18 protein-coding genes, 1 tRNA gene, 1 pseudogene and 1 other annotated feature are annotated in these 24,748 nt (G+C 39.3%); of the genes and pseudogenes, 18 read left to right on the top strand and 2 right to left on the bottom strand.

What is annotated here, in order from left to right:
- Window positions 1-177: 177 nt before the first annotated feature.
- The 14 genes and pseudogenes from RWN13_RS02305 (at window position 178) to RWN13_RS02240 (ending at window position 17,283) form a co-directional block, all read left to right on the top strand.
- The gene (locus RWN13_RS02305) at window positions 178-1,092 is read left to right on the top strand and encodes an ABC transporter ATP-binding protein (RefSeq protein WP_314060066.1); all 915 of its coding nucleotides are present in this window, start codon (window positions 178-180) and stop codon (window positions 1,090-1,092) included.
- Window positions 1,092-2,186, top strand: a complete 1,095-nt coding sequence (locus RWN13_RS02300; RefSeq protein ID WP_314060063.1) for an ABC transporter permease — start codon at window positions 1,092-1,094, stop codon at window positions 2,184-2,186. Before RWN13_RS02305 ends, RWN13_RS02300 begins: the two co-directional genes overlap by 1 nt.
- A 116-nt stretch (window positions 2,187-2,302) precedes the next feature.
- A tRNA-Leu gene (locus RWN13_RS02295) sits at window positions 2,303-2,386 on the top strand.
- Window positions 2,387-2,596: 210 nt separating this feature from the next.
- Window positions 2,597-2,860, top strand: a binding site (T-box leader).
- Window positions 2,861-2,970: 110 nt separating this feature from the next.
- Window positions 2,971-5,253 carry a 5-methyltetrahydropteroyltriglutamate--homocysteine S-methyltransferase gene (gene metE / locus RWN13_RS02290; RefSeq protein WP_314060060.1) on the top strand — a complete coding sequence of 761 codons (2,283 nt, stop codon included), beginning with the start codon at window positions 2,971-2,973 and terminating at the stop codon, window positions 5,251-5,253.
- A 21-nt stretch (window positions 5,254-5,274) separates the two neighbouring features.
- The gene (locus tag RWN13_RS02285; protein ID WP_314060057.1) at window positions 5,275-7,128 is read left to right on the top strand and encodes a bifunctional homocysteine S-methyltransferase/methylenetetrahydrofolate reductase; all 1,854 of its coding nucleotides are present in this window, start codon (window positions 5,275-5,277) and stop codon (window positions 7,126-7,128) included.
- Between the two features lie 169 nt (window positions 7,129-7,297).
- Entirely contained in the window at window positions 7,298-8,428 is a 1,131-nt protein-coding gene (locus RWN13_RS02280; RefSeq protein ID WP_314060054.1) for a hypothetical protein, read from the top strand.
- Between the two features lie 124 nt (window positions 8,429-8,552).
- Window positions 8,553-9,365, top strand: coding sequence for an AraC family transcriptional regulator (locus RWN13_RS02275; protein ID WP_314060050.1), 813 nt, complete (start codon window positions 8,553-8,555; stop codon window positions 9,363-9,365).
- 107 nt (window positions 9,366-9,472) lie between these two features.
- Window positions 9,473-10,783, top strand: a complete 1,311-nt coding sequence (locus tag RWN13_RS02270) for an alpha-glucosidase/alpha-galactosidase (RefSeq protein ID WP_314060048.1) — start codon at window positions 9,473-9,475, stop codon at window positions 10,781-10,783.
- Between the two features lie 766 nt (window positions 10,784-11,549).
- Window positions 11,550-11,624, top strand: a pseudogene (locus RWN13_RS02265) (SEC-C metal-binding domain-containing protein); the annotation flags it as partial.
- A 286-nt stretch (window positions 11,625-11,910) separates the two neighbouring features.
- Window positions 11,911-12,477 carry an alkyl hydroperoxide reductase subunit C gene (gene ahpC, locus RWN13_RS02260; protein ID WP_314060046.1) on the top strand — a complete coding sequence of 189 codons (567 nt, stop codon included), beginning with the start codon at window positions 11,911-11,913 and terminating at the stop codon, window positions 12,475-12,477.
- Between the two features lie 82 nt (window positions 12,478-12,559).
- On the top strand, window positions 12,560-14,245 hold the full coding sequence (locus RWN13_RS02255) for an FAD-dependent oxidoreductase (protein ID WP_314060044.1): 1,686 nt from the start codon (window positions 12,560-12,562) through the stop codon (window positions 14,243-14,245).
- 225 nt (window positions 14,246-14,470) lie between these two features.
- Window positions 14,471-15,964: a threonine synthase gene (thrC, locus tag RWN13_RS02250; protein ID WP_314060042.1), complete on the top strand. Its 1,494-nt coding sequence runs from the start codon at window positions 14,471-14,473 to the stop codon at window positions 15,962-15,964.
- 10 nt (window positions 15,965-15,974) lie between these two features.
- On the top strand, window positions 15,975-16,433 hold the full coding sequence (locus RWN13_RS02245) for an ASCH domain-containing protein (RefSeq protein WP_314060040.1): 459 nt from the start codon (window positions 15,975-15,977) through the stop codon (window positions 16,431-16,433).
- 115 nt (window positions 16,434-16,548) lie between these two features.
- Window positions 16,549-17,283, top strand: coding sequence for a class I SAM-dependent methyltransferase (locus tag RWN13_RS02240; protein WP_314060039.1), 735 nt, complete (start codon window positions 16,549-16,551; stop codon window positions 17,281-17,283).
- Between the two features lie 35 nt (window positions 17,284-17,318).
- Here the strand turns inward: RWN13_RS02240 and RWN13_RS02235 are convergent, their stop codons facing one another.
- Complete coding sequence (locus RWN13_RS02235; RefSeq protein WP_314060036.1) at window positions 17,319-18,293, bottom strand: asparaginase; 975 nt, start codon at window positions 18,291-18,293, stop codon at window positions 17,319-17,321.
- 119 nt (window positions 18,294-18,412) lie between these two features.
- On the opposite strand from RWN13_RS02235, the gene RWN13_RS02230 reads away from it, so the two are divergent.
- The 3 genes from RWN13_RS02230 to RWN13_RS02220 are packed head-to-tail and all read left to right on the top strand — an operon-like array spanning window position 18,413 to window position 20,618.
- The gene (locus RWN13_RS02230; protein WP_314060034.1) at window positions 18,413-19,246 is read left to right on the top strand and encodes a DUF72 domain-containing protein; all 834 of its coding nucleotides are present in this window, start codon (window positions 18,413-18,415) and stop codon (window positions 19,244-19,246) included.
- 10 nt (window positions 19,247-19,256) lie between these two features.
- Window positions 19,257-20,099 carry a Cof-type HAD-IIB family hydrolase gene (locus RWN13_RS02225; RefSeq protein WP_314060032.1) on the top strand — a complete coding sequence of 281 codons (843 nt, stop codon included), beginning with the start codon at window positions 19,257-19,259 and terminating at the stop codon, window positions 20,097-20,099.
- 12 nt (window positions 20,100-20,111) lie between these two features.
- Entirely contained in the window at window positions 20,112-20,618 is a 507-nt protein-coding gene (locus tag RWN13_RS02220; RefSeq protein WP_314060030.1) for an HAD family hydrolase, read from the top strand.
- A gap of 282 nt (window positions 20,619-20,900) precedes the next feature.
- Here RWN13_RS02220 and RWN13_RS02215 read toward each other — a convergent pair whose 3' ends face one another.
- Window positions 20,901-22,259 carry an aspartate kinase gene (locus RWN13_RS02215; protein ID WP_314060028.1) on the bottom strand — a complete coding sequence of 453 codons (1,359 nt, stop codon included), beginning with the start codon at window positions 22,257-22,259 and terminating at the stop codon, window positions 20,901-20,903.
- Between the two features lie 751 nt (window positions 22,260-23,010).
- On the opposite strand from RWN13_RS02215, the gene RWN13_RS02210 reads away from it, so the two are divergent.
- Window positions 23,011-24,741, top strand: coding sequence for a septation ring formation regulator EzrA (locus tag RWN13_RS02210; RefSeq protein ID WP_314060024.1), 1,731 nt, complete (start codon window positions 23,011-23,013; stop codon window positions 24,739-24,741).
- Window positions 24,742-24,748 lie beyond the last annotated feature (7 nt).

Below are 24,748 nucleotides of genomic sequence, written 5' to 3'. Positions count from 1 at the left end.
AACCAACCGTTTTTCGATACCAAATAATCAATTAGACCAAACTATTTTAGAGATTCTTAAATTTGTCGCAATTAAGTCTTAAGTATGATTGATTCATGATGGTTTTAACGTATACTGAGACATATCGTGGAATAGTCAAATTTTGGCTATTAAATTATTGTTATTCAGGAGGAATGTATGGGAAAGTCAGTCTTACAGATAAAAAATTTATCGAAGAATGTTGGGAAAAAGTCTATTGTCCGTAATATTAATTTCGAAGTTAATCAAGGGGAAGTCTTTGGGTTGCTCGGGCCTAATGGGGCCGGAAAAACTACGATAATCAGAGCGATTGTTAGTTTAATCAGTCGTTCATCAGGAACGGTTTTAATCAATGGAACAGATGTTAGCGTTGATTTCAAAGGAACTATTAGTGAAGTTGGGGCGATTATTGAAAATCCTGAATTTTATATGTATATGTCAGGTTGGGCAAATTTGCAGCAGTTTGCGCGAATGAGTCGCAAGCCTATTTCAGAAGAACGGATGAATGAGATTGTCTCTCGCGTTAAATTAACGGATGCCATTCATCAAAAAGTTAAGACCTATTCTTTAGGGATGCGTCAACGGCTAGGACTAGCTCAGGCATTAGTTCATCAACCGTCGATTTTAATCTTAGACGAACCTACGAATGGATTGGATCCTCAGGGGATGGCAGAATTTCGTGAAATTATTCGCGAAGTGTCGGCCCAAGGAACAGCCGTCTTGATTTCCAGTCATTTACTGAGTGAAATCCAACAGATAACTGATCGATTTGCGATTATTGAAAAGGGAGAACTAACCCATATTGAAACGATGAGTGACATAATGAACGAAGCCCATGCTAAGTATCTCTTAAAAGTGTCTGATGTGGATGAAGCTATTCGTCTTTTAGCAGTAATTGGCGTTGAGGCTAACGTGGTAGACGACCGCCATCTGGAAGTATCAATTTTAGAAGAACAAGTTCCAATGGTAATCAAAGAACTGATGGTGAATGAATTGGATATTTTTGCTGTGACAGCCAAAATCGGTTCCTTGGAAGAACGATTCTTTGAATTAACGGAAGGGGGATCACTGTAATGGGAGTCTTAATAAAAAATGAATTAATTAAATTACGTGGTAAGAAGGCTAGTTGGATTATGCAAATAATCTTAGTGGTTGGGATGTTTGGCATGGCTTTTATGATGCTAAATAGCAATGAGAACATGAAAGTTTATTTTCAAAGAGAAGAACAAGAGGAATTTAAAGGTGGGATGACGGCCTATAAGGCAGCTGATGGCACCTTGATAAGCCAAGAACAATTTTGGAATACGGAAGATGGCAACTACGATGACATCCAGCCAGTTTCCTTGACCTTGGAGGAATCGATTACACTGCTCGAATCAAGCATTCAAACTTATAAGTCTCAACCGAAAAAGTATGATAAGCAAACGATCAAACTAGCTGAAAAAGAGTTAGCTTATTATCAAGCATACAAAGAGCAGGGAGAAATTCCTCAGGATCCAAATGTAGGAACCACAAGTGCCGCTTTTTTTAGTAGTTATGGTCAGATTTATGTTCTGTCAACCTTGTTTGCGGTTATTGTTGCCAGTATGATTATTGCCTCAGAATTTTCTGGTGGTACGATTAAGCTACTCTTAACTCGCCCTTATAGTCGACTGCAAATTCTTTGGTCAAAGTATATTGTGACGATTTTATATGGATTGATGACATCGGTAGTTATGGCAATGTCTGCTTTTGCTTTTTCCTTTATTTTACCGAGTCAGTCCTTATTAGTCCCACTGTCTTCTGCGACAGGGACCAAAACTGCACTAACCATGGCTGGCCAGTTGTTTGCTAGTAACACCTTACTAATGATCCTGTATATTACGATTGCCTTTTTCTTTTCAGCCGTTATTAGGTCACAAGCCTTAGCTGTTGGGGTAGGCATGGGCGTTTTATTCTCAGGTAGTATTCTCGGTCAAATTTTACCAGGTTTTATTGAGAAGTATGATTGGTTAAAATGGATTATCTTCAATTTATTGGGCTTAAACAATCAAGTGTTGGATGTCAATTATTTGACCGGTGGTAGTTTAAGTATTCCAGCGACAGCCACGGGAATCATCATCTACATAGTTTTGATTCAGACTGCCACTTTAGTTATCTTTAATAAGCGAGATGTAGCGCTATCTTAGGGTTTTAAAGAGGAAGAATTGTTAGTTTTTTTAAGAAAACGTGATCACTCTCTAATTGACAAACGTCAACATGACTATTATAATTAATCAGGTAACCGTTAAATTGGTTACCTGTCGCGGTTGTGGCGGAACGGCAGACGCACTACCTTGAGGGGGTAGCGAGGGTATCCCTCGTGTGAGTTCAAATCTCATCAACCGCATATTGAGTAAAGCTTGACGCATTAATTTGTGACAGGCTTTTTTTTCGTCTGTTTTGGAATAACTGTTATAGTCAAAAACTCGCTTATCGTTAATTTAGATGATTCGTTATCGGTTTTTCTGATAGCCGTTATATTTTTTTGATAATAGTTGACAAGTGTTTTAGACTCTGATAATATGGTGAATAAGTTAGAGAGTCATTAGAAAAAGATTAGAAAACGTTGAAGAGAAAAGTACATTGGAGTGGACGTTTTACAGAGAGTCCTGTTAGCTGAAAAGGGATAACGAAAGCACAATGGAAAATGGTCTCTGAGTTGTTTGAGTGAGCCGAGAGTAAACTCGAAATGGGAACGCCCATTATAGCGTCAGAGTATGCGATTGGAATTGGATCAAGTACTTGGAGAGGTGAAATCAGTGATGATTTTGCGAACAAGGTGGTACCACGTTAGTTTGTTTATCGAACTCCCGTCCTTGAATAAGTGCAGTTAAGGCATTTATTCAAGGACGGGAGTTTTTTTGTACTTTAACTTATGGAAAAGTACAACGTATGCTGTACAACTATAAAAAAAGAAGAGGATGAGGAAAGATGACAAGGATTAAAAGTTCAAATTTAGGCTACCCCCGTTTAGGAGAAAAAAGAGAATGGAAACGGGCTTTAGAGCGTTACTGGAGTGGTCAAGGGAGCCAAGAGGAGTTACTATCAACTACCAAGGCATTGCGCTTAGAGGCTCTTAAAAAGCAACAAGTGAAAGGGATAGATATCATTCCCGTGGCAGATTTCTCTTTATACGACCATATTTTGGATACTAGTGTCGCTTTTAATGTCATACCGGAACGTTTCCAAGGACAGGGTGCTGATCAGTTAACGACTTATTTTGATATTGCTCGTGGAACTGCCGAGGGAGTCGCGTCTGAAATGACGAAATGGTTTAATACCAACTATCACTATATCGTACCGGAACTGGCTAATGTTAATCCTGAGTTAAAGGATAATCGCTGGTTAACTTATTATTTGGAGGCTAAAGACGCTTTAGGAATTGAGGGGAAACCGGTGATTGTTGGTCCAATCACTTATTTAAAATTGGGTAAGGGCTATCAAAGTGGAGAGTTTAAAGAGTTGTTAGCCAGTTTTGTCCCGATTTATGAGCAAGTTCTGCAGGAATTGGCAGCCGCTGGCGTTCAATGGGTCCAAATTGATGAGCCCTATTTGGCAACAGAGGTCAGTGAAGTAGACTTGGGGTATTACCAAGAAGTCTTTACTCGCTTAGCTCAAACAGATGTCAATATCGAACTGCAGACTTATTTTGAAAGTGTCGATCATTTAGAGTCGGTTCTTTCTTTACCGGTTCAGGCAATTGGACTAGATTTTATTCATGACCATGGGGAAACCTTGGCTCAATTAAAAGTCACTGGATTTCCTGATGATAAAATTTTAGGTGCCGGAATCATTGATGGTCGAAATGTTTGGGCAAGTGATTTATCGAAAAAAATAACTCTTGTGAAAGAATTATTGACGATTGTTAAACCAGAACAGTTATGGCTTCAGCCGTCGAACAGCTTGTTGCATGTGCCGATTACGAAAGTGAGTGAAACTACATTGAATCCAGTTCTTTTAGGTGGTTTGGCTTTTGCTGATGAGAAATTAAACGAACTGGTGACCGTGACGAAAGGTGTGAATCAGGGAACAGAGTCAGTTGCGGCTGAATTGAACGCTAATAATCAGGAACTAAAAGCTTTAAACGAATCACCAGATCGAAATAATTCAGAGGTTAAAAAAGGGATTGAGGAATTAACGTCATTAAAAAATGAGCGTCAGGCCCCTTTTTCTGAGCGGATTAAAGCGCAAAAAGCATGGTTAAACTTACCGTTATTGCCAACAACGACCATTGGGAGTTTCCCTCAGTCGCCAGAGGTGCGACAAAAACGTGCAGCTTGGTTAAAAGGGGACTTATCCCAGGAGGCTTACGATCAGTTTATTGAAAGGGAAACGGCCCGCTGGATTGAGATTCAAGAGGAATTGGATATTGATGTCTTAGTTCATGGCGAGTTTGAACGAACTGACATGGTTGAGTATTTTGGTCAAAAATTAGCTGGTTTTCAAGCTACTAAATTTGGTTGGGTTCAGTCCTATGGCTCTCGTGCTGTTCGTCCGCCTTTAGTCTATGGTGACGTGGCATTTATTGAGCCGATTACTGTCAAGGAGAGCGTCTATGCTCAGTCTTTGACTAAACGGCCAGTAAAAGGGATGTTGACTGCGCCAGTGACTATCATTAATTGGTCATTTGTTCGGGACGATGTACCGAAAACCACGGTAGGCAATCAGATTGGTTTAGCTCTGAGGAAAGAGGTTGAAGCGTTGGAAGAGGCAGGCATTAAAATCATTCAGGTTGATGAACCAGCTTTACGTGAAGGATTGCCATTGAAACGCTCACGTTGGCAAGCATACTTAGATGCGGCCGTCTATTCCTTTAAGCTGACAACTACCTCAGTGGCCAATGATACACAAATTCATACCCATATGTGTTATGCCGAGTTTGATGATGTGATTGAGACGATTGATGCTTTAGATGCCGATGTGATTTCCATCGAAGCTTCTCGCAGTCACGGTGAGATTATTTCGACCTTTGAGCAACACACCTATGACAAGGAAATTGGGTTGGGTGTCTACGATATCCACAGTCCACGAGTACCAAGTTTAGAAGAAATTCTAGGGAATATTCGACGACCCCTTAAGGTTATTCCAGTGGAACAGTTTTGGATTAACCCAGACTGTGGTTTGAAAACCCGTAAAGAGGCGGAAACTATTGCGGCTTTAGCAAAATTAGTTGAAGCGACCAAAATTATTCGTCAGGAATACCAAAACAAATAAAAGGAAAGCTGGTGACCCACAATGGGACTAAAAGACGTATTAGGCACGAAACTATTAATAGCAGACGGAGCTATGGGCACCATGCTTTACCAATACGGCATTGACCGTTCTCAAGAGGAGTTAAACTTGTCACATCCAGAGGCGATTCAAGGAATTCATCAAGCGTATATTGAGGCAGGGGCTGACATTATTCAAACCAATACTTATGGGGCTAACTATTTAAAGTTAGCCCGCTATGGTTTGGAAGAAGAGGTTCAGAAAATAAATGCTGCTGCTGTGGCAATTGCTCGAAAAGCTGCGGACGGTAGTGATACGTTTGTGATAGGCACAATTGGGGGGATTCGAGGGGCTGTTGATGCCAAAATCAATGAGCCATCTTTGACTGATATTATTCGTGGCTTTAAGGAGCAGCTATACTGTTTATTGCTAGCTCAAGTTGACGGTATTTTATTGGAAACCTATTATGATTTGGAGGAACTAAAAACGGTTTTAGCGATTGCTAGAGAAGCGACCGATTTGCCGATTATTGCGAATGTTACCTTACATGAGGTTGGTTTTTTACAAAATGGTCAAACTTTGGCCTCAGCCTTAGTTGAATTGGCGAGATTGGGAGCCGATGTGGTGGGTATTAATTGTCATTTAGGTCCACACTTTGTTGCAAAAAGTTTTGAGTCGGTCCCAATTATTGAAGGGGTCATTTTAAGTGCTTTTCCCAATGCTAGTTTTCCGGCTTTGCAAGATGGAAAAATTGTTTACGAGAATGCAGCTGACTATTTTCAAGGCTTCGGCGAGCTTTTTAGGCAGGAGGGATTAGGATTAATTGGTGGTTGTTGCGGAACCACGCCTGAACATATCGCAGCCTATCGAAAGGGCTTAGAAGGGGATCAGTTGATTAAGACGAAAGAGGTGATCCCTTTAACGGAAGTGGCTTTAAAGCGAACCAGTCAACGACAACATCCCCGACTTATCGATAAGCTAAAGGGGGAGTATACGGTGATAGTTGAGCTAGCCCCACCTCGTACCCTTAATACAACGTCTTTTTTTAAAGGGGTGGAGCGCTTAAAAGAAGTGGGTGTGGATGCCATTACCCTCTCTGATAATTCCTTGGCAAGTGCACGTATCAGTAATTTAGCTTTGGCTGCTATTTTGAAATATGAATATGACTTGCAGCCCTTGGTTCATCTAACTACCCGTGACCATAATCTGATTGGCTTGAATTCACAAATTATGGGGCTCCATAAGTTAGGCATTCACGATGTCCTGGCAGTGACGGGAGATCCGGCTAAAGTAGGCGATTTTCCTGGTGCTTCTTCAGTTTACGATATCAATTCTTTTGAACTCATTAAGTTGTTTAAGAAATTTAATGAAGGAATGTCTTACACAGGTAAAAATATGGGGGAGAAAGCTGATTTTCAAGTGGGGTCTGCTCTCAATTTAAATATTCCACGACTGGAACGAGCAGGTCGGTTATTGAAAAAGAAACAAGAGGCTGGGGCTGATTTTTTTATTACACAGCCAATTTTCGACGAGGGGAAAGTCCATGCCTTAAAAGAGCTAATGTCCGCTTCAGATATTACGATTCCTGTTTTTATCGGTGTCATCCCCCTTGTGTCAAGTCGAAACGCAGAATTTTTGCACAATGAAGTACCAGGCATTGTTTTAACTGAAGAGACTCGCCAGCGGATGAAAAAAGCGGAGATTGACAATAATGAGGCTCAAGTAGGTCTCGAAATCGCAAAAGAGTTGATTGATCGCATCTGTCAGAATTTTACAGGCATCTATCTAATGACACCTTTTATGAAATATGAATTAACGGCGGAACTAACGGCGTATGTTAAAGAAAAAAACAGCCACTTTCGAAAAAAAGCTCAATGAGTGTTGCTGTAATGAGAAGAAAAAATTAGAAATCTTACCTTATAAGGTAAGATTTTGCTAAAAGGTTTGTTTAATATAACTATCTGTTTGACTTCTATCTATTTACTATGCTATTTTTGAAGAGTGAGTAAAAAAAGAATAATCATGATTATTCAGATGGAGGAAATGTGTGAAAAAGAAATTAGGAATATTAATTGCGATGATTGGAACAGTTGTGACATTAGCTGCCTGCAGTACGACACCTCAAGGTCAGTTTCTTGAGCAAATGGAAAAAGTTAGTTCTACCAAAAACAATTCTGGAACACTTGAAATGAGTATTGCAGATTTAGAGTTAACCCAAGAGTCAGCAGGGGGAAATGATGCGATGATGGGAATGATTATGTCTTCAGTTAAAGGCATGAAGCTAACGGCTGATTATCAAACAGATTCGAAAACACCTGAGAATTTCATGGTTAACATGAAATTAAGTGCTATGGGAACTGACATTCCAATGGAAATGATTGGTTCAATGGGAGACAAACCTCAAATTTTCATTTCAACAGATGTGATGTCTTCGGTGATGGAATTAGCTCAAACATTTGGCGGTGCTAATGTACCAGTTATTACGGGTCTTGATGACTTAAAAGGGAAATATGTCGATGTTATGGCCATGCAGGAAGCGACGAAAGCAAGTAAAGCTGACGTAAAAGAGATGGAAAATGCTCAAGAATTTGCCAAAGCTTATCAAAAAGAAGTGGCTGCTTACCTAAAAGGACTGGATAAAAAGAGTTTTACTAAGAAGGATGATGTGATCACTCATACTTTTACGAAAAAAGAAATTAGTGACATCATGGCGTTATCTCAGAAAGTTGCCAAGTCTGATAAGAAGTTTGCCTCATACGTAGCCGAAGAGGTTGATTTTGATGAGGTCTTAAAGGAACTTGATGATTTATCTGTCACAGTTAAAGCCAATACAAAAACAAATGCCACTAAGATTCGGACGTTAGTATCACCAAGTGAAAAAAATAGTTCGGCAGGTCTTAAATCCATTACAGTTGATATGGTGATGACGAGCAAGTCAGATAAGGTGACGGTTAAACTGCCTGCTAAAGAAGATATCCTTTCTAAAGAGCAAGTCAACAACTTGATGACACCGGAACCAACTGCCCAATTGAGTGATGAGGACTTTAAAACAATTTTGGACTCTTATAAAGGGACAGCAAGCGAATTAAGTGAAAGTGAAAAGGCAGAGATGCTGAAGCAATCAAAACAATTTCTATCCGACTCACAATACAAAGAGCTAGAAGCAGTATTGAAATAAAGCGATAACTCATTGAGACTACTCAAAACAGTAGTCTTAATGAGTTTTTTTGAAGAGAAATAACCTGTTATTAGTGATGAATCTAAGGTAAACTAAAGGTATAAGCTCATAGGAGGTAAAAACGATGGCTCGTGTTGATTACTATTTTGATCCACCTTTAATAGAGACCTTTCATATTTTTAATCTAGGGCATGAAACTTGTTTGCCAGGTCATCAATTTGGTCCCCACGTTAGGGAGCACTTTGTGATTCATTATGTCCTGAAAGGGAAGGGGTATTTTGAAAAAACGGGTGTCCGTTATGAATTGGGAGCGGGACAATTTTTTTTAATAAAGCCTGATGAAGTGACCTTCTATCGTGCAGACGAAGTAGAGCCTTGGGAATATTTTTGGTTAGGATTTAATGGGGAACAAACTGAAAGACTATTGGGCATACTAGGTCTTTTGGATTTTAATCGGGTGGGAACGGTTAAAGATCAAGAGAAGTTGGCTGAATGGATTGGAGAGGCCTTGTTGGCCAGTGTGACAATTGAGACTAATTCCTTCTATATACAGGGCTTAAGTCAGGCGATTTTCGGTGAGTTTCAAGTGGAAGGGGATTCGATTTATCGAAGCATCAATCGACGGAATGTCCATATTGAAAAATTGCTTAAAGCCATTCACAATAATTTCGGTCGAGTGGATTATTCCGTTCAAGAGCTTGCCCGAACCTTGAATTTGACGGCACCGTATTTAAGTGCCTTAACTAAAAAGGAGTTGGGGAAGACTCCTAGTCAGCTATTATCAGATTATCGATTGGAGAAAGCCAGTTATCTTTTAAAGAAAACCGATATGCGCGTTAATGAAGTTGCTTTAGCAGTGGGGTATGAGAGTCCTTTAAGTTTTAGCCGAGCTTATAAAAAAATGTACGGATTAGCGCCAAGTTTCCAACAACCTTAAATAATGTTTGCTTTAGGATAAATCAGGTTATGTCCTTCTGTCCCTTGTTTCTTTATGATAGAGGTAGAAACAAATTGGTTACTGAAACCTATAAGGAGGACTTTTTTATGGTTAAAATTGCATTTATTGGAGCTGGCAGTACTGTTTTTGCGAAAAATGTCTTAGGGGATGCCATGCTGACCCCAAGCCTTCATCAGGCGGAGATCGCGTTGTATGATATTGATGAGAAACGGTTAAATGAATCAGAGATTATGCTAAAGACAATTAATAAAAATTGCAACAACAATCATGCCAGTATTCAGTCGTATCATAATCGAATTGAGGCCTTAAGAGGGGCAGATTTTGTTATTAATGCGATTCAAGTTGGAGGCTATAAACCGAGTACGGTCATTGATTTTGAAATTCCTAAAAAGTATGGATTGCGTCAAACTATTGCAGATACCTTGGGAATCGGTGGAATCTTTAGAGGGTTAAGAACCTTACCAGTCATGTTTGAGATGGCTAAAGAAATGGAAGAGGTCTGCCCAGATGCTTGGTTATTAAATTACACAAATCCAATGGCGATTTTAACGATGGGAATGTTGAAAGGGACCAAGATTAAAACCGTAGGGCTTTGTCACAGCGTTCAAGTTTGTGTCTCCGATTTGTTTGATTATCTGGGAATCACAGATCAGTATGATTTATCTGAATTTAACTGGTCGATAGCTGGCATTAATCATATGGCTTGGTTATTGGAAATCACTCATAATGGCGAAGATTTTTATCCGGAAATTCGTCGTTTGGCAGCTGAAAAGCCAAATCCACATCATGATTCAGTTCGTTTTGAGTTGATGAAACATTTTGGTTATTACATTACTGAATCAAGTGAACATAATGCAGAATACCACCCCTATTTTATTAAGGAAAAATACCCGCAACTAATCGAGAATCTAGGTATTCCGTTAGATGAATACATTCGTCGTTGTGAAGAGCAAATTGCTAACTGGGAGAAACAGCGAGACGATATCGTTCATAATGGTGACTTGACCCATGAAAGAAGTAAGGAATACGCCTCCTACATCATGGATGCTATTGTCACAAATGTTCCAACGGTGATTGCCGGAAATGTCCTAAATACAGGTCTAATAACTAATTTACCAGCAGACGCTTGTGTGGAAGTTCCTTGTTTAGTCGATAAAAACGGAGTGCAACCAACAGTGGTTGGCTCATTACCGACCCAGTTAGCAGCTCTTAACCGTACCAATATTAATGTTCAGGAATTAATCGTTGAGGCAGCCATGACCTTGGAAAAAGATAAAATCTACCAAGCAGCGATGTTGGATCCGCATACTAGCTCTGAGCTGTCTTTAGATGACATCCATCAGTTAGTGGATGAGTTAATAGAAGCACATGGTGATTATTTACCTACCTATCATTAAAGCCGTTCGTTTAGCATTAATACCCGCTCTTTTTTACTTTTGTCTGAGGCACTAGTCAGTATAGCCACTAAATGGCTTGATTTTAAGCTGAATAGGGGAGTTTCCTGAAAATGATTTGAAACTGAGCTCGAAATCCGCTATAATTATAAAGGTTCGTCTAGGAACATAATTAAATTATGGAGGGTGTTGTATGACTCACAAAGATTTTTCTGAAAAGAAAATGGAAAATGTCATCAGTCAAGCCAATGAATGGTTTACTGAGTTTAAAGGAAGTATGCAATTTAAGGAGTTAAGCACGTCTGCTCAAGGGCATAGTAGTGTTGTAACGATGGCATTATCAGAATGGATGTATAAAGAGGAGCTGCGTGCTGGACGTGAATGGACCGCAACCACTCTAGAAAACATCTTGGTTAACGTCTTTCCTAGAGAAGTAAGTGAATACCCAGAAGTTGCCTCTGATATTTCGAGTATTTTAACTCACTATTTTACTTTCTTAAAAGAAGACAAAAAAATAAGTAATGCGGATACGCTTTTGCGTAAATTAGCTAAACTATCTTTTGGAGCTGAGCAAACTGAGCAACCAGTAAAAGCTGAGACTTCACAAACAAAGGCTAAAAAAGCCAGTAAGAAAGCAATCACTCCAAACTATTCACAAAGTGAAATTGCACAATTTAATCGCTTTGCTATGGGAAATACGATTAATGAAGTGAAAGAACCTGTTGTGACAGTTGAAGAAACGGCAAACATAACAGAGGTTGTTGATACTGATAAAAAAATTGGCCGTAATGATCCATGTCCTTGTGGAAGTGGGAAGAAATATAAGAAATGTCACGGTAAATAGAAGGTTGTAAAAGCTGAATGTCAAATCATTCAGCTTTTTTTAGTGATTATTATTCTCAATTAGATATATTATTTCTCAATAAGCCCTATGGGGTTCTTTTTGACTTTAAAAAGGGATAGCAAACTATTTGCTTGTGAAATAACCTTGTGTAACCTAGATAAATTGGGGATTCTATATGTAAGTTAAGGTCATTTTTTTTCTAAATTCTTTTTGACAGAGTCCTTTTTGTTTGTTATCATAATAATGTAATAGAAAATATTAACTAGTCAGAAGGAGAATGTAAATAATGAGTAACTTAATTAACAAGCAATTATTTGATTTCGAAACAGATGCATACCGTCAAGGTGAATTCCTTAAAGTGAACACTGAAGACGTGTTAGGCAAATGGAGTATCTTCTTTTTCTACCCAGCGGATTTTTCTTTTGTATGTCCAACTGAATTAGGTGACGTACAAGATCATTATACAGAGATTCAAGCAGCAGGTTGTGAAGTTTATTCAGTTTCAACAGATAGCCATTTTGTTCACAAAGCTTGGGCAGATGCAACGGATACAATCGGTCGTCTTGAATACACCATGCTTGCAGATCCAAATGGTAAAATTTCTCGTTTCTTCGGTGTGATGGATGAAGAAGCTGGTCAAGCTTTCCGCGGTTCATTTATCGTTAACCCTCGTGGCGAAATCAAAGCTTATGAAATTCACGATATGGGAATTGGTCGTAATGCTGAAGAACTTGTCAGAAAATTAGAAGCAGCAGTCTTTGTTGAAGAACATGGCGATCAAGTTTGTCCAGCAAACTGGAAACCAGGCGAAGACACGATTGCACCAAGTTTGGATTTAGTCGGCAAAATCTAGTTTTAGAGATTATATAGAAGGCTCTACCTGAGAAATCATGGCAGAGCCTTTTCTTAAGATAAAGAGGAAAGAGGGTTATTAAATGAGTGAACATATTTACGATTTAGTCGTTATTGGAGCTGGTTCAGCGGCACTTTCTGCCGGGATTTACGCCGGTCGTTCAATGATGGATGTATTAATTATTGAAAAAGATAAAATTGGTGGGCAAGTCACAACCACTTCAAGTATTGTTAACTATCCCGGTTTACGCAACGCGACGGGGCCTGCAATGATGGAGGAAATGCGTTCGCAGGCAGCTGATTTTGGCGCTGAGTTTGTCGCAGATGATATAATTGCCGTTAAGTTAAGTGGTGAAGTAAAAGAATTAACGGGGAAATCGGGTAAACTTTATCAGGCTCGTTCGGTTATGATTGCGACGGGAGCATCACCAAATAAAATTGGTTTTCCTGGCGAAGTTGAATTTACTGGTCGTGGGATTGGCTATTGCTCAACCTGTGATGGCGAGTTCTTCACTGGCTTAGATATCTTTGTACTTGGTGGTGGATATGCAGCGGCGGAGGAAGCAGTTTTTCTAACTCGTTTTGGCAAAAAAGTTCATATGATTATTAGAGAACCTGATTTTACTTGTGCAGAAATGACAGCTAATCAGGCGAAAAATCATCCTAAAATCGATATTGTCTACAATACAGAAGTTAAGGAAATCAGTGGTGACGGTTTATTGCAAAAAGCTGTTTTCGTGAATAATCAAACAGGAGAAGAAACGGTTTTTGAAGCAGATGAGGCTGATGGTTCTTTTGGAATGTTTGTTTTTGCAGGCAATAAACCAAATACGGCGATATTTAAAGAGCAAATCGATATGACGCCACAAGGCTTCATTCCAACAAATGAAAACATGGAAACCAATCTTCCAGGGGTTTATGCGATTGGTGATTTACGTGTTAAAGAATTACGCCAAATCGTGACAGCTGTAGCGGATGGTGCTATTGCCGCAACTAAGGCACAACATTATGTGAATGAAGAAAAAGAACGTTTGGGAATTCCAGTTACTCACAAAGAAATTAAAACAGTGAATGGTGAACCGACTGCGCCAGCTAAACCGGCAGCAGCCACGTCTTCAGAGCCAGCTAAAAAAGGTGAATGGTTCCCAGCAGCAATGAAAGAACAGCTAAAAGGAATCTTTGGCAAATTAACCAAGACGGTCACTCTAAAAAATATTTTAGATGCTAGCCAGCCTAAAACTATGGAATTGTCCAGTTTTATTGATGAAATCAGTACACTAAGCGATAAAATCATTGTGAAAAATATTTCCAGAGGCGATGACGGTGCCCTTGAGAGTGCCATGAACTTGGAGCGATTGCCAGCTACAGCCTTATTTAATGAAGCTGGGGAGTACACAGGAATTAAATTCAGTGGTATTCCAAGTGGGCATGAATTGAATTCATTTGTCTTAGCTATTTACAACGTGGGAAGTGATGGTCAAGCTTTAGAAGAAGGCCAACTAGAAAAAATTACGGCGCTACCAAAAACAAAAGTTCAAATCTGTGTCTCTTTAACCTGTCATTACTGTCCAGATGTTGTGGCCGCTTGTCAACGAATTGCAGCTGCTAACCACAATGTAGAGGCTGAAATGATTGACACGGCTCTATTTCCGGAATTGAAAAAAGAGAAAAAAATTATGAGTGTGCCGGCCATGATTATCAATGATCAAAAGGTAATCTTTGGGGCAAAAAATATGGATGAAATCTTGGCAGAATTAGCCAAGGCCTAAAGTGAGTGAGAGGGTAGGACGTAAGTCCTACTCTCTTTTTCTCACGAAAATTTAATGGTTGTTTTATTGTTAATCAAGGATTTAAAGAGGTGAATTCAGCATAAATTGCGTGAAAGGCAATAGAATGATTATTTTTTTAATGAAAATTTCATTTTATTATTAAAACCTCATTAAAAAATGGTATACTAAAAGCATTATTATTTAGATGAAAAGGGGTTTTCATAAATGTCATTAAACTATCAAAGTACACGAGATAAAACAAATCAAGTCACGGCCTCTCAAGCTATTCTTCAAGGATTGGCTGTTGATGGCGGGCTTTATGTCCCGACTGAACTACCAACAGTGGTTTTGGATTTTAAAAAATTGGCTAAAATGAGTTATCAAGAAGTTGCTTATTTAGTCATGAAAGAATTTTTAACAGATTTTACGGAAAGTGAGTTAACGCACTGTATTAAATCGGCTTATGACCATAAATTTGCTGATGAGAAAATTGCGCCACTTAGAAAAGTCGGCAGAGACTATTACTTAGAATTATTTCACGGTTCGACGATTGCATTTAAGGATATGGCGTTGTCTATTTTACCTTATTTAATGACGACTGCCGCTAAGAAAAACAAGGTTGATCAAGAAATTGTTATCTTAACGGCAACATCAGGTGATACGGGTAAAGCGGCTATGGCTGGGTTTGCAGATGTCCCTGGGACAAAAATCATTGTTTTTTATCCAAAGAATGGTGTTAGTCCCATTCAAGAAAAACAAATGGTTACGCAAAGTGGAAAAAATACCTGGGTAGTTGGCATCACTGGAAATTTTGATGATGCTCAAACTAATGTTAAAGAGATGTTTAACAATCAGGAATTGAAAAAGATGATGGCGAACAATGGTAAACAGTTTTCTTCGGCTAACTCGATTAATATTGGCCGTTTGGTGCCACAAATCGTTTATTATGTGTATGCCTATGCCCAGCTAGTTGCTAGTGGTGAAATCAATGTGGGAGATGAGATCAATCTGTCTGTCCCAACTGGGAATTTTGGAAATATTTTAGCCGCTTATTACGCTCAACAAATTGGTGTACCAATTAATAAATTAGTCTGTGCGTCAAATGAAAATAATGTATTAGCCGATTTTTTACGGTCAGGTACTTACAATCGTAACCGTGAGTTTATGGTGACTAGTTCTCCTTCAATGGATATCTTGGTTTCCAGTAATTTGGAACGGCTATTATTTCATGTAGCTAACAACGATGATAAACAAACGAAGGCGCTGATGGACAGTTTAGTGGCGATTGGTAAATACAGCATTACCCAAGAAATGGCAGAAGGCTTAGTTGATTTTCATGGTGACTTCGCAACTGAGGAAGAAGCGGCCGCAGAACTTAAGCGAGTCTTTAATGAAGAAGAATACACCATGGATCCTCACACAGCAGTGGCAGCAGCCGTCTATGAAAATTATCGAGAGGCTACGGGAGACAAGCATCCAACTGTGATTGTTTCCACGGCTAGTCCCTATAAATTCCCACGTGCTGTTGTGGCATCACTGACAGGGGAGGTATCTGCAAGTACCGATGATTTTGAATTGGTCAATCAATTGGCCACTTTATCTGAGTTGGAAATCCCTGGAGCTGTGAGTGAATTAACAACTGCGAAGGTTCGTCATGATACAGTTGTGGAATCCAAATACATGCAAGAGACCGTTGAGTCACTGTTAAAACTGAAGTAGGAGGCTGATGATGTCTAATCAACAAGAAGTTGAGTTATTTTGGCAGGTGTTCTTAGCCGATTCAGGCATTAATAATGAGAAAACTTACGAAGCTTGGGCTTTTGGTGATAGTCCGGAAATGGCTGACGAACTATTAGGTTTGGTATTAGAAGGAACTAAGACGGGAACAACGAGTGCCTTGGCTGCCTATGAATATGAACAAGAGCCCTTACCGTTAGTTGGGTCTTATAGTATCTGTTTGGATGGCAAGGGCATTCCCCGATGTGTTATCCAAACCGTGGCCATCAAAACGGTCCCTTTTAAGGAGATAACAGCAGCTGACGCCTATAAGGAAGGTGAAGGGGATCGCAGTCTTGCCTATTGGCGAAAGGTTCACCAAGACTTTTGGGAAAGAGAGTTAGTGGCTTATGACGTGCCATTTTCGGATGAGCTGTTAGTTCTATACGAAGAATTTAAAGTGATTGATTAAAGGAAAAAGGCTGGATTGTAGAAAAGCAATCAAGTCTTTTTCCTTTTGGGCTTGCAGAGTGAGTGGAAGTACGAAATAATAGAGAGAGAAGTGGCTGAGTTAGAAGGAGGACAACATGACCAATCATTACAATGATGAGGCTTTTTTTGAGGCTTACCAAGAAATGGATCGATCGAAATTTGGTTTAGAAGGTGCCGGAGAGTGGCACGAGTTACAGAAGTTATTACCTGATTTCCAAGGAATGCGGGTATTGGATTTAGGCTGTGGTTATGGGTGGCATTGTCGTTATGCGGTGGCGCAAGGAGCAGTTTCTGTCTTAGGGATTGATCTATCGAGCAAAATGCTGGCGAAAGCACGTGAATTAACGGAGTCGTCAAAAATTGTCTATCAGGAATTAGATTTGCGACAACTTGAGCAATTGGAAGGTGAATTTGATGTTATTATTAGCTCCTTGGCTTTTCATTACGTAGAGGATTTCCACCAGATTGTCACTCAGGTGAAGCGACTCTTGGTCCCTCAAGGTAAATTCGTTTTTTCTGTAGAGCACCCAGTCTATACAGCGGAGGGGAGACAGGAGTGGTGTTATGATGAAGGTCAGCTTAAGCACTGGCCAGTGGATAACTATTATATAGAAGGTTCTCGTCAAAGTCACTTTTTAGGTCAGGATATTGTGAAGTATCATAAAACGTTAACCACTTATTTAAATACGCTGTTAGTGAATGAGTTTACTTTAAAGCAGGTTGTGGAACCACAACCAAGTCAGGACAAGCTAGCCCAAATTCCTGAAATGAAAGAGGAATTGAGACGGCCGATGATGTTACTTGTATCGGCTGAAACCAAGGCAGATTAGAAGGGAAGTCTGACAAAGACTTCCCTGTGGTTATTTTAGACTTGTTCAACCATAAAATCAGCTAACTCAGTGACACTCAATTGAGCATTTAGGGCCACCAATAATTTAATGCGAGCTTTCTGGCTGTTTAAGCCATTACAAAAGAGGACGCCTTTTCGCTCAAGTTGGATGCCGCCGCCTTCGTAATCGTAGACGCCTTCGGCAATTCCATTGAAACAGCGAGAAACCAGGACAATCGGCACTCCTTCCAGCAATAGATTATCAATGGCTGGAATGGTTTGAGGGGGCAGATTTCCCGCTCCCAAGGCTTCGATCACTAACCCGTCGATTTGATTAGCAGACAGTAAGTCAAGGAGACTGGTCCCCATGCCTGCATAAGCTTTAACGATGGGGATTCGACCTTTAACAGAAGTGATATTCATCGTATGGGTGGTGATTAACTGCTGATAAAAACTCACCTTGTGTTTATTGACTAAGCCGATAGGACCAAAGGTGGGCGTTCTAAAAGTGGCAACATTGGTTGTATGGGTTTTGGTGACGTATCGAGCGGTATGAATTTCATCGTTCATCACAACCAAGGTTCCTTTGTTGACTGCTTCGTCACTGGCAGCTACTCGGACAGCTGTCATGTAGTTGTATAAACCATCGGAGCCAACCTCATTGCTTGAACGCATGGCACCTGTAATCACAATGGGTAACCTATCTCCAAGTGTAATATCTAAAAAATAAGCTGTTTCTTCAAGGGTGTCTGTTCCGTGAGTAATGACGACGCCATTGATGCCTTCTTTTAATCCTAGTAAAATCCGATCTTTCAATAATAGCATATGTTCCGGTGTAATATGTGGTGAAGGAATGTAAAAAAAATCTTCAACAATTAATTCAAGATTATGATCCACATTGGTGGGTAAATCTAATAGTGGGTTTCGTCCTTCTGTCGAGACGGCTTTGGTTTTAGTGTCCTCTGACATGGCGATGGTTCCGCCTGTGTGAAGAACTAATATTTTTTTCATGGTTAACCCCTGCTTTCCAGTTTTCTCTGCTTACTTATTATAACAAACTAGCCTGTTAATGGCTTGTTTTTGCTAAAAAAATTAAGATTGTGTAAAATGTAAATGAGAGGATGGGTTAAATGATTAACATCGGACTAACTACCTGGTCAGAGCACACCAGTTTAATAAAAAAACCAAGACCAACTTTGGGTGACTACGCTTCAAAATTACCGGTTGTCGAGATAGATAATCCTTTTTATGGGATACCCAGTCGTAAGACTTTTGAGAATTGGGAAAGTCAAACACCAGATGGGTTCAAATTTTTAGTTAAAGCCAATCAGGCCATGACTCTTCAAACGTCGTGGGAAGACTATTATGAATCAGAACGAGAATTATACGAAACGTACAGAAATGCGATTGCACCTTTTGTGCAAAGGGGAAAATTGGAAGCTATATTATGTCAATTTCCGGCTATGTTTGATTGCACGAAAGAGAATATCGTTCATCTCCGTCGCATGCGTCATTATTTAGGGGATCTTCCACTAAGTGTTGAGCTTCGTCATCCAAGTTGGTACGAGCCACTTTATCTTGAAAAAACCCTTGAATTCATGCGAGGGGAACACTTTATTTTATTGACGATTGACGAACCACAGGTTCAAGATCGTTCGATTCCTTTTTATCCAGTGGTCACACATCCGGATAAAGCTATTTTTAGACTTCACGGTCGCTATAAAGATGGCTGGTTAGCAAAAGGGGACGACTGGAGGAAGAAGCGGACCCTCTATCGTTATAATCAAGAGGAACTGGAAGAAATAAAACAGGCTGTTCTAAATGTGGCAGGTCAGGTTAAAACAACGACGATTATTTTTAATAATAATTCTGGAGGGGACGCCGCAGATAATGCCATGGCGTTGAAAGAGTTATTGGGTATTGATTATTCAGGGTTAAATCCAGAACAGATTGATTTATTTTAGGAGCGAGAGAATGAAAATAAGTGCAGTGTTTTTCGATATCGACGGAACCTTAGTCACTCATCAAGCAAAAGCCTTAGCCTCAACTAAAGAGAGTATTGCCCAATTAAAGAGCCAAGGGATTATTTGTGGGTTGGCAACGGGTCGTGGTCCAGTTCGTCTTGACGAGCAGGTGGACCAATTAGCTTTAGATGTTTTTGTGACCTATAACGGGCAGTATGTTTATACCCGTGATCAAGTGTTATATGCCAATGCGTTTCCAGTGGATTTAGTAACAAAAATTGCTGCTTACTGCGATCAGAATAAGCGGCAAATTCTTTTCGGCAGCAATGATGAATTGGCGGGGAGCTCGATTATGAGCATCGGTCAAAAAGCTTGGGCCAAAAGACTTCAACGGTTTTTACCTAAAGCCCGTAATTCTCTTTTTTTTAAGAAGATAGCTCAAAAGATTAGTCGAACGGGAAATAAACAACGTTATCAAGATTTAGCTATATTAAGGAAACCTATTTATCAGTGTGTGTTAATTAGTCCCGAAAGTGAGCAGCCAATCTTGGAAAAGTTATTTCCAGAATGCAAGTTTACTCGTTCAAATCCTTATACGGTAGATATCATTATGAAGCGAAATTCAAAAAGTGTGGGGATTCAAAAAGTAGGTCAACATCTAGGATTTACACTTGATCAGTGCATGGCATTTGGGGATAGTTGGAATGACACTGAGATGCTGCAATCTGTTGGTCTAGGAGTTGCTATGGGCAACGCTAATGAGGATATTAAGCTGTTAGCGGATTACGTCACAACTAGCAACACGGAAGATGGTATTTATAATGCCCTTCGACATTACAACATTATTAAATAGGGAGGAACAGGGTTGAATCCATACGAACAAGCAAAAGCATTTCATGATAAATTTCATCCAAGCAAAAATCATCAGCCGACAGTTTTTTCACCACAAGAAGCTGGCTACCGAGCTGGCTTTAAGGCGGAGGAGTTAGTGGAGTTTTTATATGCCGCCGCTGACAATGACCAGCAAAGGTTCCAAAGCTTAGTTGAGGGACTTAAGAATAGTATTGATGGAGCGGTCACTAAAATAAGCACAAAAGGGGAACGGGTTAAGAATCCCCTTGTTGAAGAAGTCGATGCCTTGATCGATACCCTCTACTTTACTTACGGCTCCTTTGTTTTAATGGGAGTGGATCCTACCGAGATATTTAAGATTGTTCACGAGGCGAATATGGGAAAATTATTTCCTGATGGTCAGCCTCATTTTCATCCAGTTACGGGGAAAGTTATGAAGCCTGAAAATTGGGAACAGGATTTCGCTCCAGAAGAGAAAATCGAAGAAGAGTTGTCGAAACAGAGCGGAAATAAAAGATAGTCCTTGAAAAAGGACTATCTTTTATGGGGTCAACGTTGCATTAACGATGTTTTTGATTGCGGTTTGTTTAAATTTCCCGGGAAAGAAGTTAGTTGTTTTCAGACCTCTTTAAAGGACTTTTATCGGGGCGTCGATTGTAAAGAGAGGATATTTTCAGGTCTTCAATCGAGGTGTTTTGATTTCCCTTGCGTCGAGTTAGCTGAGGCGCTTATAGCCAAATTAAATACCGCCAAACCAAGAAAACTAGCTTCTTGGTTTGGCGGTATTTTTTAAAAGCTAGCATTACTTTTTAAAAAATTCTTCATATAGTGCTTGGATGGCGATATCCTCATGGCAACTCTTAATGCCGAAAAGAATGCTGACCTCTGATGACCCCTGGTTAATCATCTCTAAGTTAACCCCAGCTGCAGAAAGGGCATGGGTGCTTTTAGCTGCAGTCCCCACATTGCTTTTCATCCCTTCGCCAACAATGGCAATCATTGATAAATTATGGTTGACGTGAATCTCATCAACTTGTAATTCTTTTTTGAAGCGATCGATTAATCGATTTTCTACGTCAGTTGATAATTGATGTTCACGAACGATGATTGAAATATCATCAATACCAGATGGCATGTGCTCATAATTAAGAGATTCATCTTCAAGAATTTCCAAAACCTTTCGGCCAAACCCAATCTCTCTATTCATAAGGTATTTACTCATGTAGAAAATAGCGAAACCTGAATCACCAGCAATGCCAATAACGGCTTCATCGCCTGGTTGACGATCAAGCAGAATTCTTGTACCAGGAGCACTAGGGTTATTTGTATTTTTGATAACTACTTCAATTCCCCCACGGAAGGCAGGAATTAAGGCTTCATCATGGAAAACGCCAAATCCAGCATAACTTAGCTCTCGCATTTCTCTAAAGGTCAGTTCTTTAATCTTATGAGGGTTTTTAACTAAACCAGGATGAGCGGCATAAATAGCGTCCACATCGGTAAAGTTTTCATAAAGATCTGCATGGATACCAGCAGCGATAATCGAGCCGGTAATGTCAGAACCACCTCGAGAAAAGGTACAAATTTCCCCCTTTTCGGTATAACCAAAGAATCCCGGAATCACAAGAACTTCTTCAGTTGCTCGTAATTTAAAAAGTTCATCGTAAGAACTTGGTAAAATAAGGGCATTGCCAGGCTCGTCACTGACTATCATGCCTGCTTCTTGAGGACTCATGTAACGAGCCTTGAGGCCATTTTTTTGGAAGAAAGTCGCCACAAGTTTGGCGTTGTTATTTTCTCCACTAGCTTTAAATCGGTCCATCACACGAGCCGCATCTTGACTTAGCTCAGTTTCTTCGGCTAAATTAAGAATGGCTTGACGAATGTCTTCAATAATCGCGTCACCTAAGTTTAATTCAAAGGCAATTGCTTCGTAACGTTGAATAATCTGAGCTTGAATCTCTTGATACTCAAGATTAGCCAAATAAGCGTCTGCGTATTCAATTAATAGATCGGTGACTTTCTCATCGTCAGGGTTTCTTTTTCCCGGTGCAGAAACGACGACAATCTTTCTTTGTTCATCTGATTTAACAATAGCTAAAACTTTATTTAATTGTGTTGAAGAAGCAAGAGAACTTCCTCCAAATTTTACAACTTTCATTCGTTCAACCCCACTATTCATAAACTGTATTAATTAGATGTTTACTTATCAGAATACCGAAGTGAGCCAGTAAAATCAATACAAAATGAGTGGAAAATGAGAAGATTTCTTAGTTTTTACTCATTTATCGCGAAAAAGTGTCATTTATCGTGTGGTTTTTGTGTAAAAATCGGAAGAAGGGGCTGAAGAAGATGATCATCTGATTTTGAAGACTAGGGAAAGAAGGGGTCAATTAATTTAGAAAAGAAGGATGAAGAGGGCGGTTAAACAGGTGGGAAAAATAGCTGAAAACGAGAGTCAAAATTAGGAGATTAAGTTTGAACGACAGGGATATCAGGTTCTGAAATTCGTTGTATCTCAAAGGGATAATAATATTTACTGATTTTAAACTAGCATTTCTAATGATTTAGTTGTATAATTTTTTAGGGAAAAGTCTTTTTTTGAGGAGGACTTTTTATTTATGTTGGCAGATAAGCATGTTTCAAATTGAAGACAAGTTTTGCTAAAGCTGAATGGATACCAGTCAAAAGTCTCATTTTTTCAATCTTTTGTCGCTTTTATCATTTAACTAGTGAATGAAATCATTTCCTATGTTATAATTTAGAATAGATGCAAAAAATGTTGATAAACTTAAAATTAAACTTAAAATGACTTACTTTTAGTTTTTGATTGCAGTAAAAATGGTATGCTTACCTTTGCCTTTAGGACTATAAGTAATCTTGATAATTGATAGAAAAACGGAGGAAATTTCATGGGATCAAATATATGGATTTGGGTATTATGTGCGGTCATTGCCGTTGCAGCTTTGCTATACCTAGTCGCTTTTTTAATGAAAAGAAAAAATGAAGAACGTTTGGATGAGTTAGAAAAGCGGAAGATCGATTTGTTTGATTTGCCAGTAATAGAAGAAGTCGAAGAAGTTAAAAAGATGCACTTGGTTGGCCAAAGCCAAAATACCTTTAGAGAATGGAATCAACGTTGGACAGATATTTCAACAGCTTCATTTGCTGAATTAGAAAGTCGGATTTTTGAAGTTGAGAATCTGAATGAAACCTTCAGATTTATGAAAGTCAAAGGTGCAATCGAAGAAGCTTACGACACGATGGATGAAATGGAAGAGCAGGTTGAAGCGATTCGTTTAGGCTTAAAAGAGCTACGTGAAAGTGAAGAACGTAATTCACTAGCGGTTCAACAAGCCTTAGACAAGTATGAAGAAATTAGTGCTCTATCAAAAGAAGAAACTAAAAAATATGGACCAGCAATTGGCGAAATTCAAAAGCAAGTCCAGAGTATTGAAAATGAATTTACACAGTTTGTGGCGTTAAATACTGCCGGCGATCCGATGGAAGCTGGTTCAGTTTTAGAACAAGCCGAGGCGCGGACGTATGAGTTAGAAGCGGTAATGGAATTAATTCCACCATTGTTCGAGGAATTGGATAAGGTCTTTCCTAACCAAATGAAAGAAATTATCAATGGTCATAAAAAATTAGTTAAACAAAATTTCAAGTTTCCAGATGACGAGATTAAGAAAAATATCGTGAAAGTTAATTCACGAATTAAGAAAACCATGGCTTACTTGGAAAAATGTGAAGTTCAAGTAGTGGCTGAAAACAACGTGGAAATTTCAGAGCGGATTGATCAACTGTATGAAGTGATGGAAACAGAAATCAAAGCTCAAACCTATGTCAAAGCTAATATGAAAACTGTTCGTGAGTTTATCGGACACGCGTTACGCAACAATCGTCAATTGTTAATTGAGTTGGATCATATTTCTCAAAGTTATGCTCTTAATCACAATGAGTTAGGTCGTTCTCGTGGGTTCCAAACGCAGTTGGAAGAATTGACTAAACAGTTTACCGCCATTGAAGAGCAACTTAAAAACCATGAAGCTGTCTACAGCGAAGTGGAAAGTCGCTTAAAAGATGCTTACTCATTATTGGATGAGATTGAAAATCAACAAATTGAAATTAACACGTCATTGCAATCACTTCGTAAAGGTGAGAAATTAGCTCAGAAGAAAATTGATGAGTTTGAATTTAGTTTGCGTAACATGAAACGCTATGTTGACAAGCAACGTTTGCCTGGCGTGCCAAAAGAATACTTGGAGTTTTTCTATGTGGCAACTGATCGCATTGAAGAATTAAGCAAGGAATTAAACAAAATTAGAATTGATATGGAACAAATTAACCGTCTGGTTGAGTACTGTGAAAAGGACATTGAAGTTCTTGAAGAAAAAACCAATGAATTAGTTGACAGTGCTGCATTAACGGAACAAATGTTGCAGTATTCTAATCGCTATCGTCATAGCCATGGTGGAATTAGCCAGGCCATTGATAAGAGTTTACAATTGTTTAACATTGAATACCGTTACCAAGATGCTTTAGATGAAATTGGTGCGGCCTTAGAAAGAACTGAACCAGGTGCCTTTAAACGGATCGAGTCCTTCTATTTTAATAATAAAGAAAGTATTACTCATTTTTAATTAAGCG

This window comes from uncultured Vagococcus sp. (assembly GCF_963518325.1).
In the GTDB taxonomy this organism is placed as follows: domain Bacteria; phylum Bacillota; class Bacilli; order Lactobacillales; family Vagococcaceae; genus Vagococcus_D.
This window is presented reverse-complemented; position numbering and strand designations above follow the sequence as displayed.

Bases quoted from the DNA above. Each gene is read 5' to 3' on its own strand.
- RWN13_RS02305 (WP_314060066.1), top strand. From the start codon at position 178: ATGGGAAAGTCAGTCTTACAGATAAAAAATTTATCGAAGAATGTTGGG.
- RWN13_RS02300 (WP_314060063.1), top strand. From the start codon at position 1,092: ATGGGAGTCTTAATAAAAAATGAATTAATTAAATTACGTGGTAAGAAG.
- metE (WP_314060060.1), top strand. From the start codon at position 2,971: ATGACAAGGATTAAAAGTTCAAATTTAGGCTACCCCCGTTTAGGAGAA.
- RWN13_RS02285 (WP_314060057.1), top strand. From the start codon at position 5,275: ATGGGACTAAAAGACGTATTAGGCACGAAACTATTAATAGCAGACGGA.
- RWN13_RS02275 (WP_314060050.1), top strand. From the start codon at position 8,553: ATGGCTCGTGTTGATTACTATTTTGATCCACCTTTAATAGAGACCTTT.
- RWN13_RS02270 (WP_314060048.1), top strand. From the start codon at position 9,473: ATGGTTAAAATTGCATTTATTGGAGCTGGCAGTACTGTTTTTGCGAAA.
- ahpC (WP_314060046.1), top strand. From the start codon at position 11,911: ATGAGTAACTTAATTAACAAGCAATTATTTGATTTCGAAACAGATGCA.
- RWN13_RS02255 (WP_314060044.1), top strand. From the start codon at position 12,560: ATGAGTGAACATATTTACGATTTAGTCGTTATTGGAGCTGGTTCAGCG.
- thrC (WP_314060042.1), top strand. From the start codon at position 14,471: ATGTCATTAAACTATCAAAGTACACGAGATAAAACAAATCAAGTCACG.
- RWN13_RS02245 (WP_314060040.1), top strand. From the start codon at position 15,975: ATGTCTAATCAACAAGAAGTTGAGTTATTTTGGCAGGTGTTCTTAGCC.
- RWN13_RS02240 (WP_314060039.1), top strand. From the start codon at position 16,549: ATGACCAATCATTACAATGATGAGGCTTTTTTTGAGGCTTACCAAGAA.
- RWN13_RS02235 (WP_314060036.1), bottom strand. From the start codon at position 18,293: ATGAAAAAAATATTAGTTCTTCACACAGGCGGAACCATCGCCATGTCA.
- RWN13_RS02230 (WP_314060034.1), top strand. From the start codon at position 18,413: ATGATTAACATCGGACTAACTACCTGGTCAGAGCACACCAGTTTAATA.
- RWN13_RS02225 (WP_314060032.1), top strand. From the start codon at position 19,257: ATGAAAATAAGTGCAGTGTTTTTCGATATCGACGGAACCTTAGTCACT.
- RWN13_RS02215 (WP_314060028.1), bottom strand. From the start codon at position 22,259: ATGAAAGTTGTAAAATTTGGAGGAAGTTCTCTTGCTTCTTCAACACAA.
- RWN13_RS02210 (WP_314060024.1), top strand. From the start codon at position 23,011: ATGGGATCAAATATATGGATTTGGGTATTATGTGCGGTCATTGCCGTT.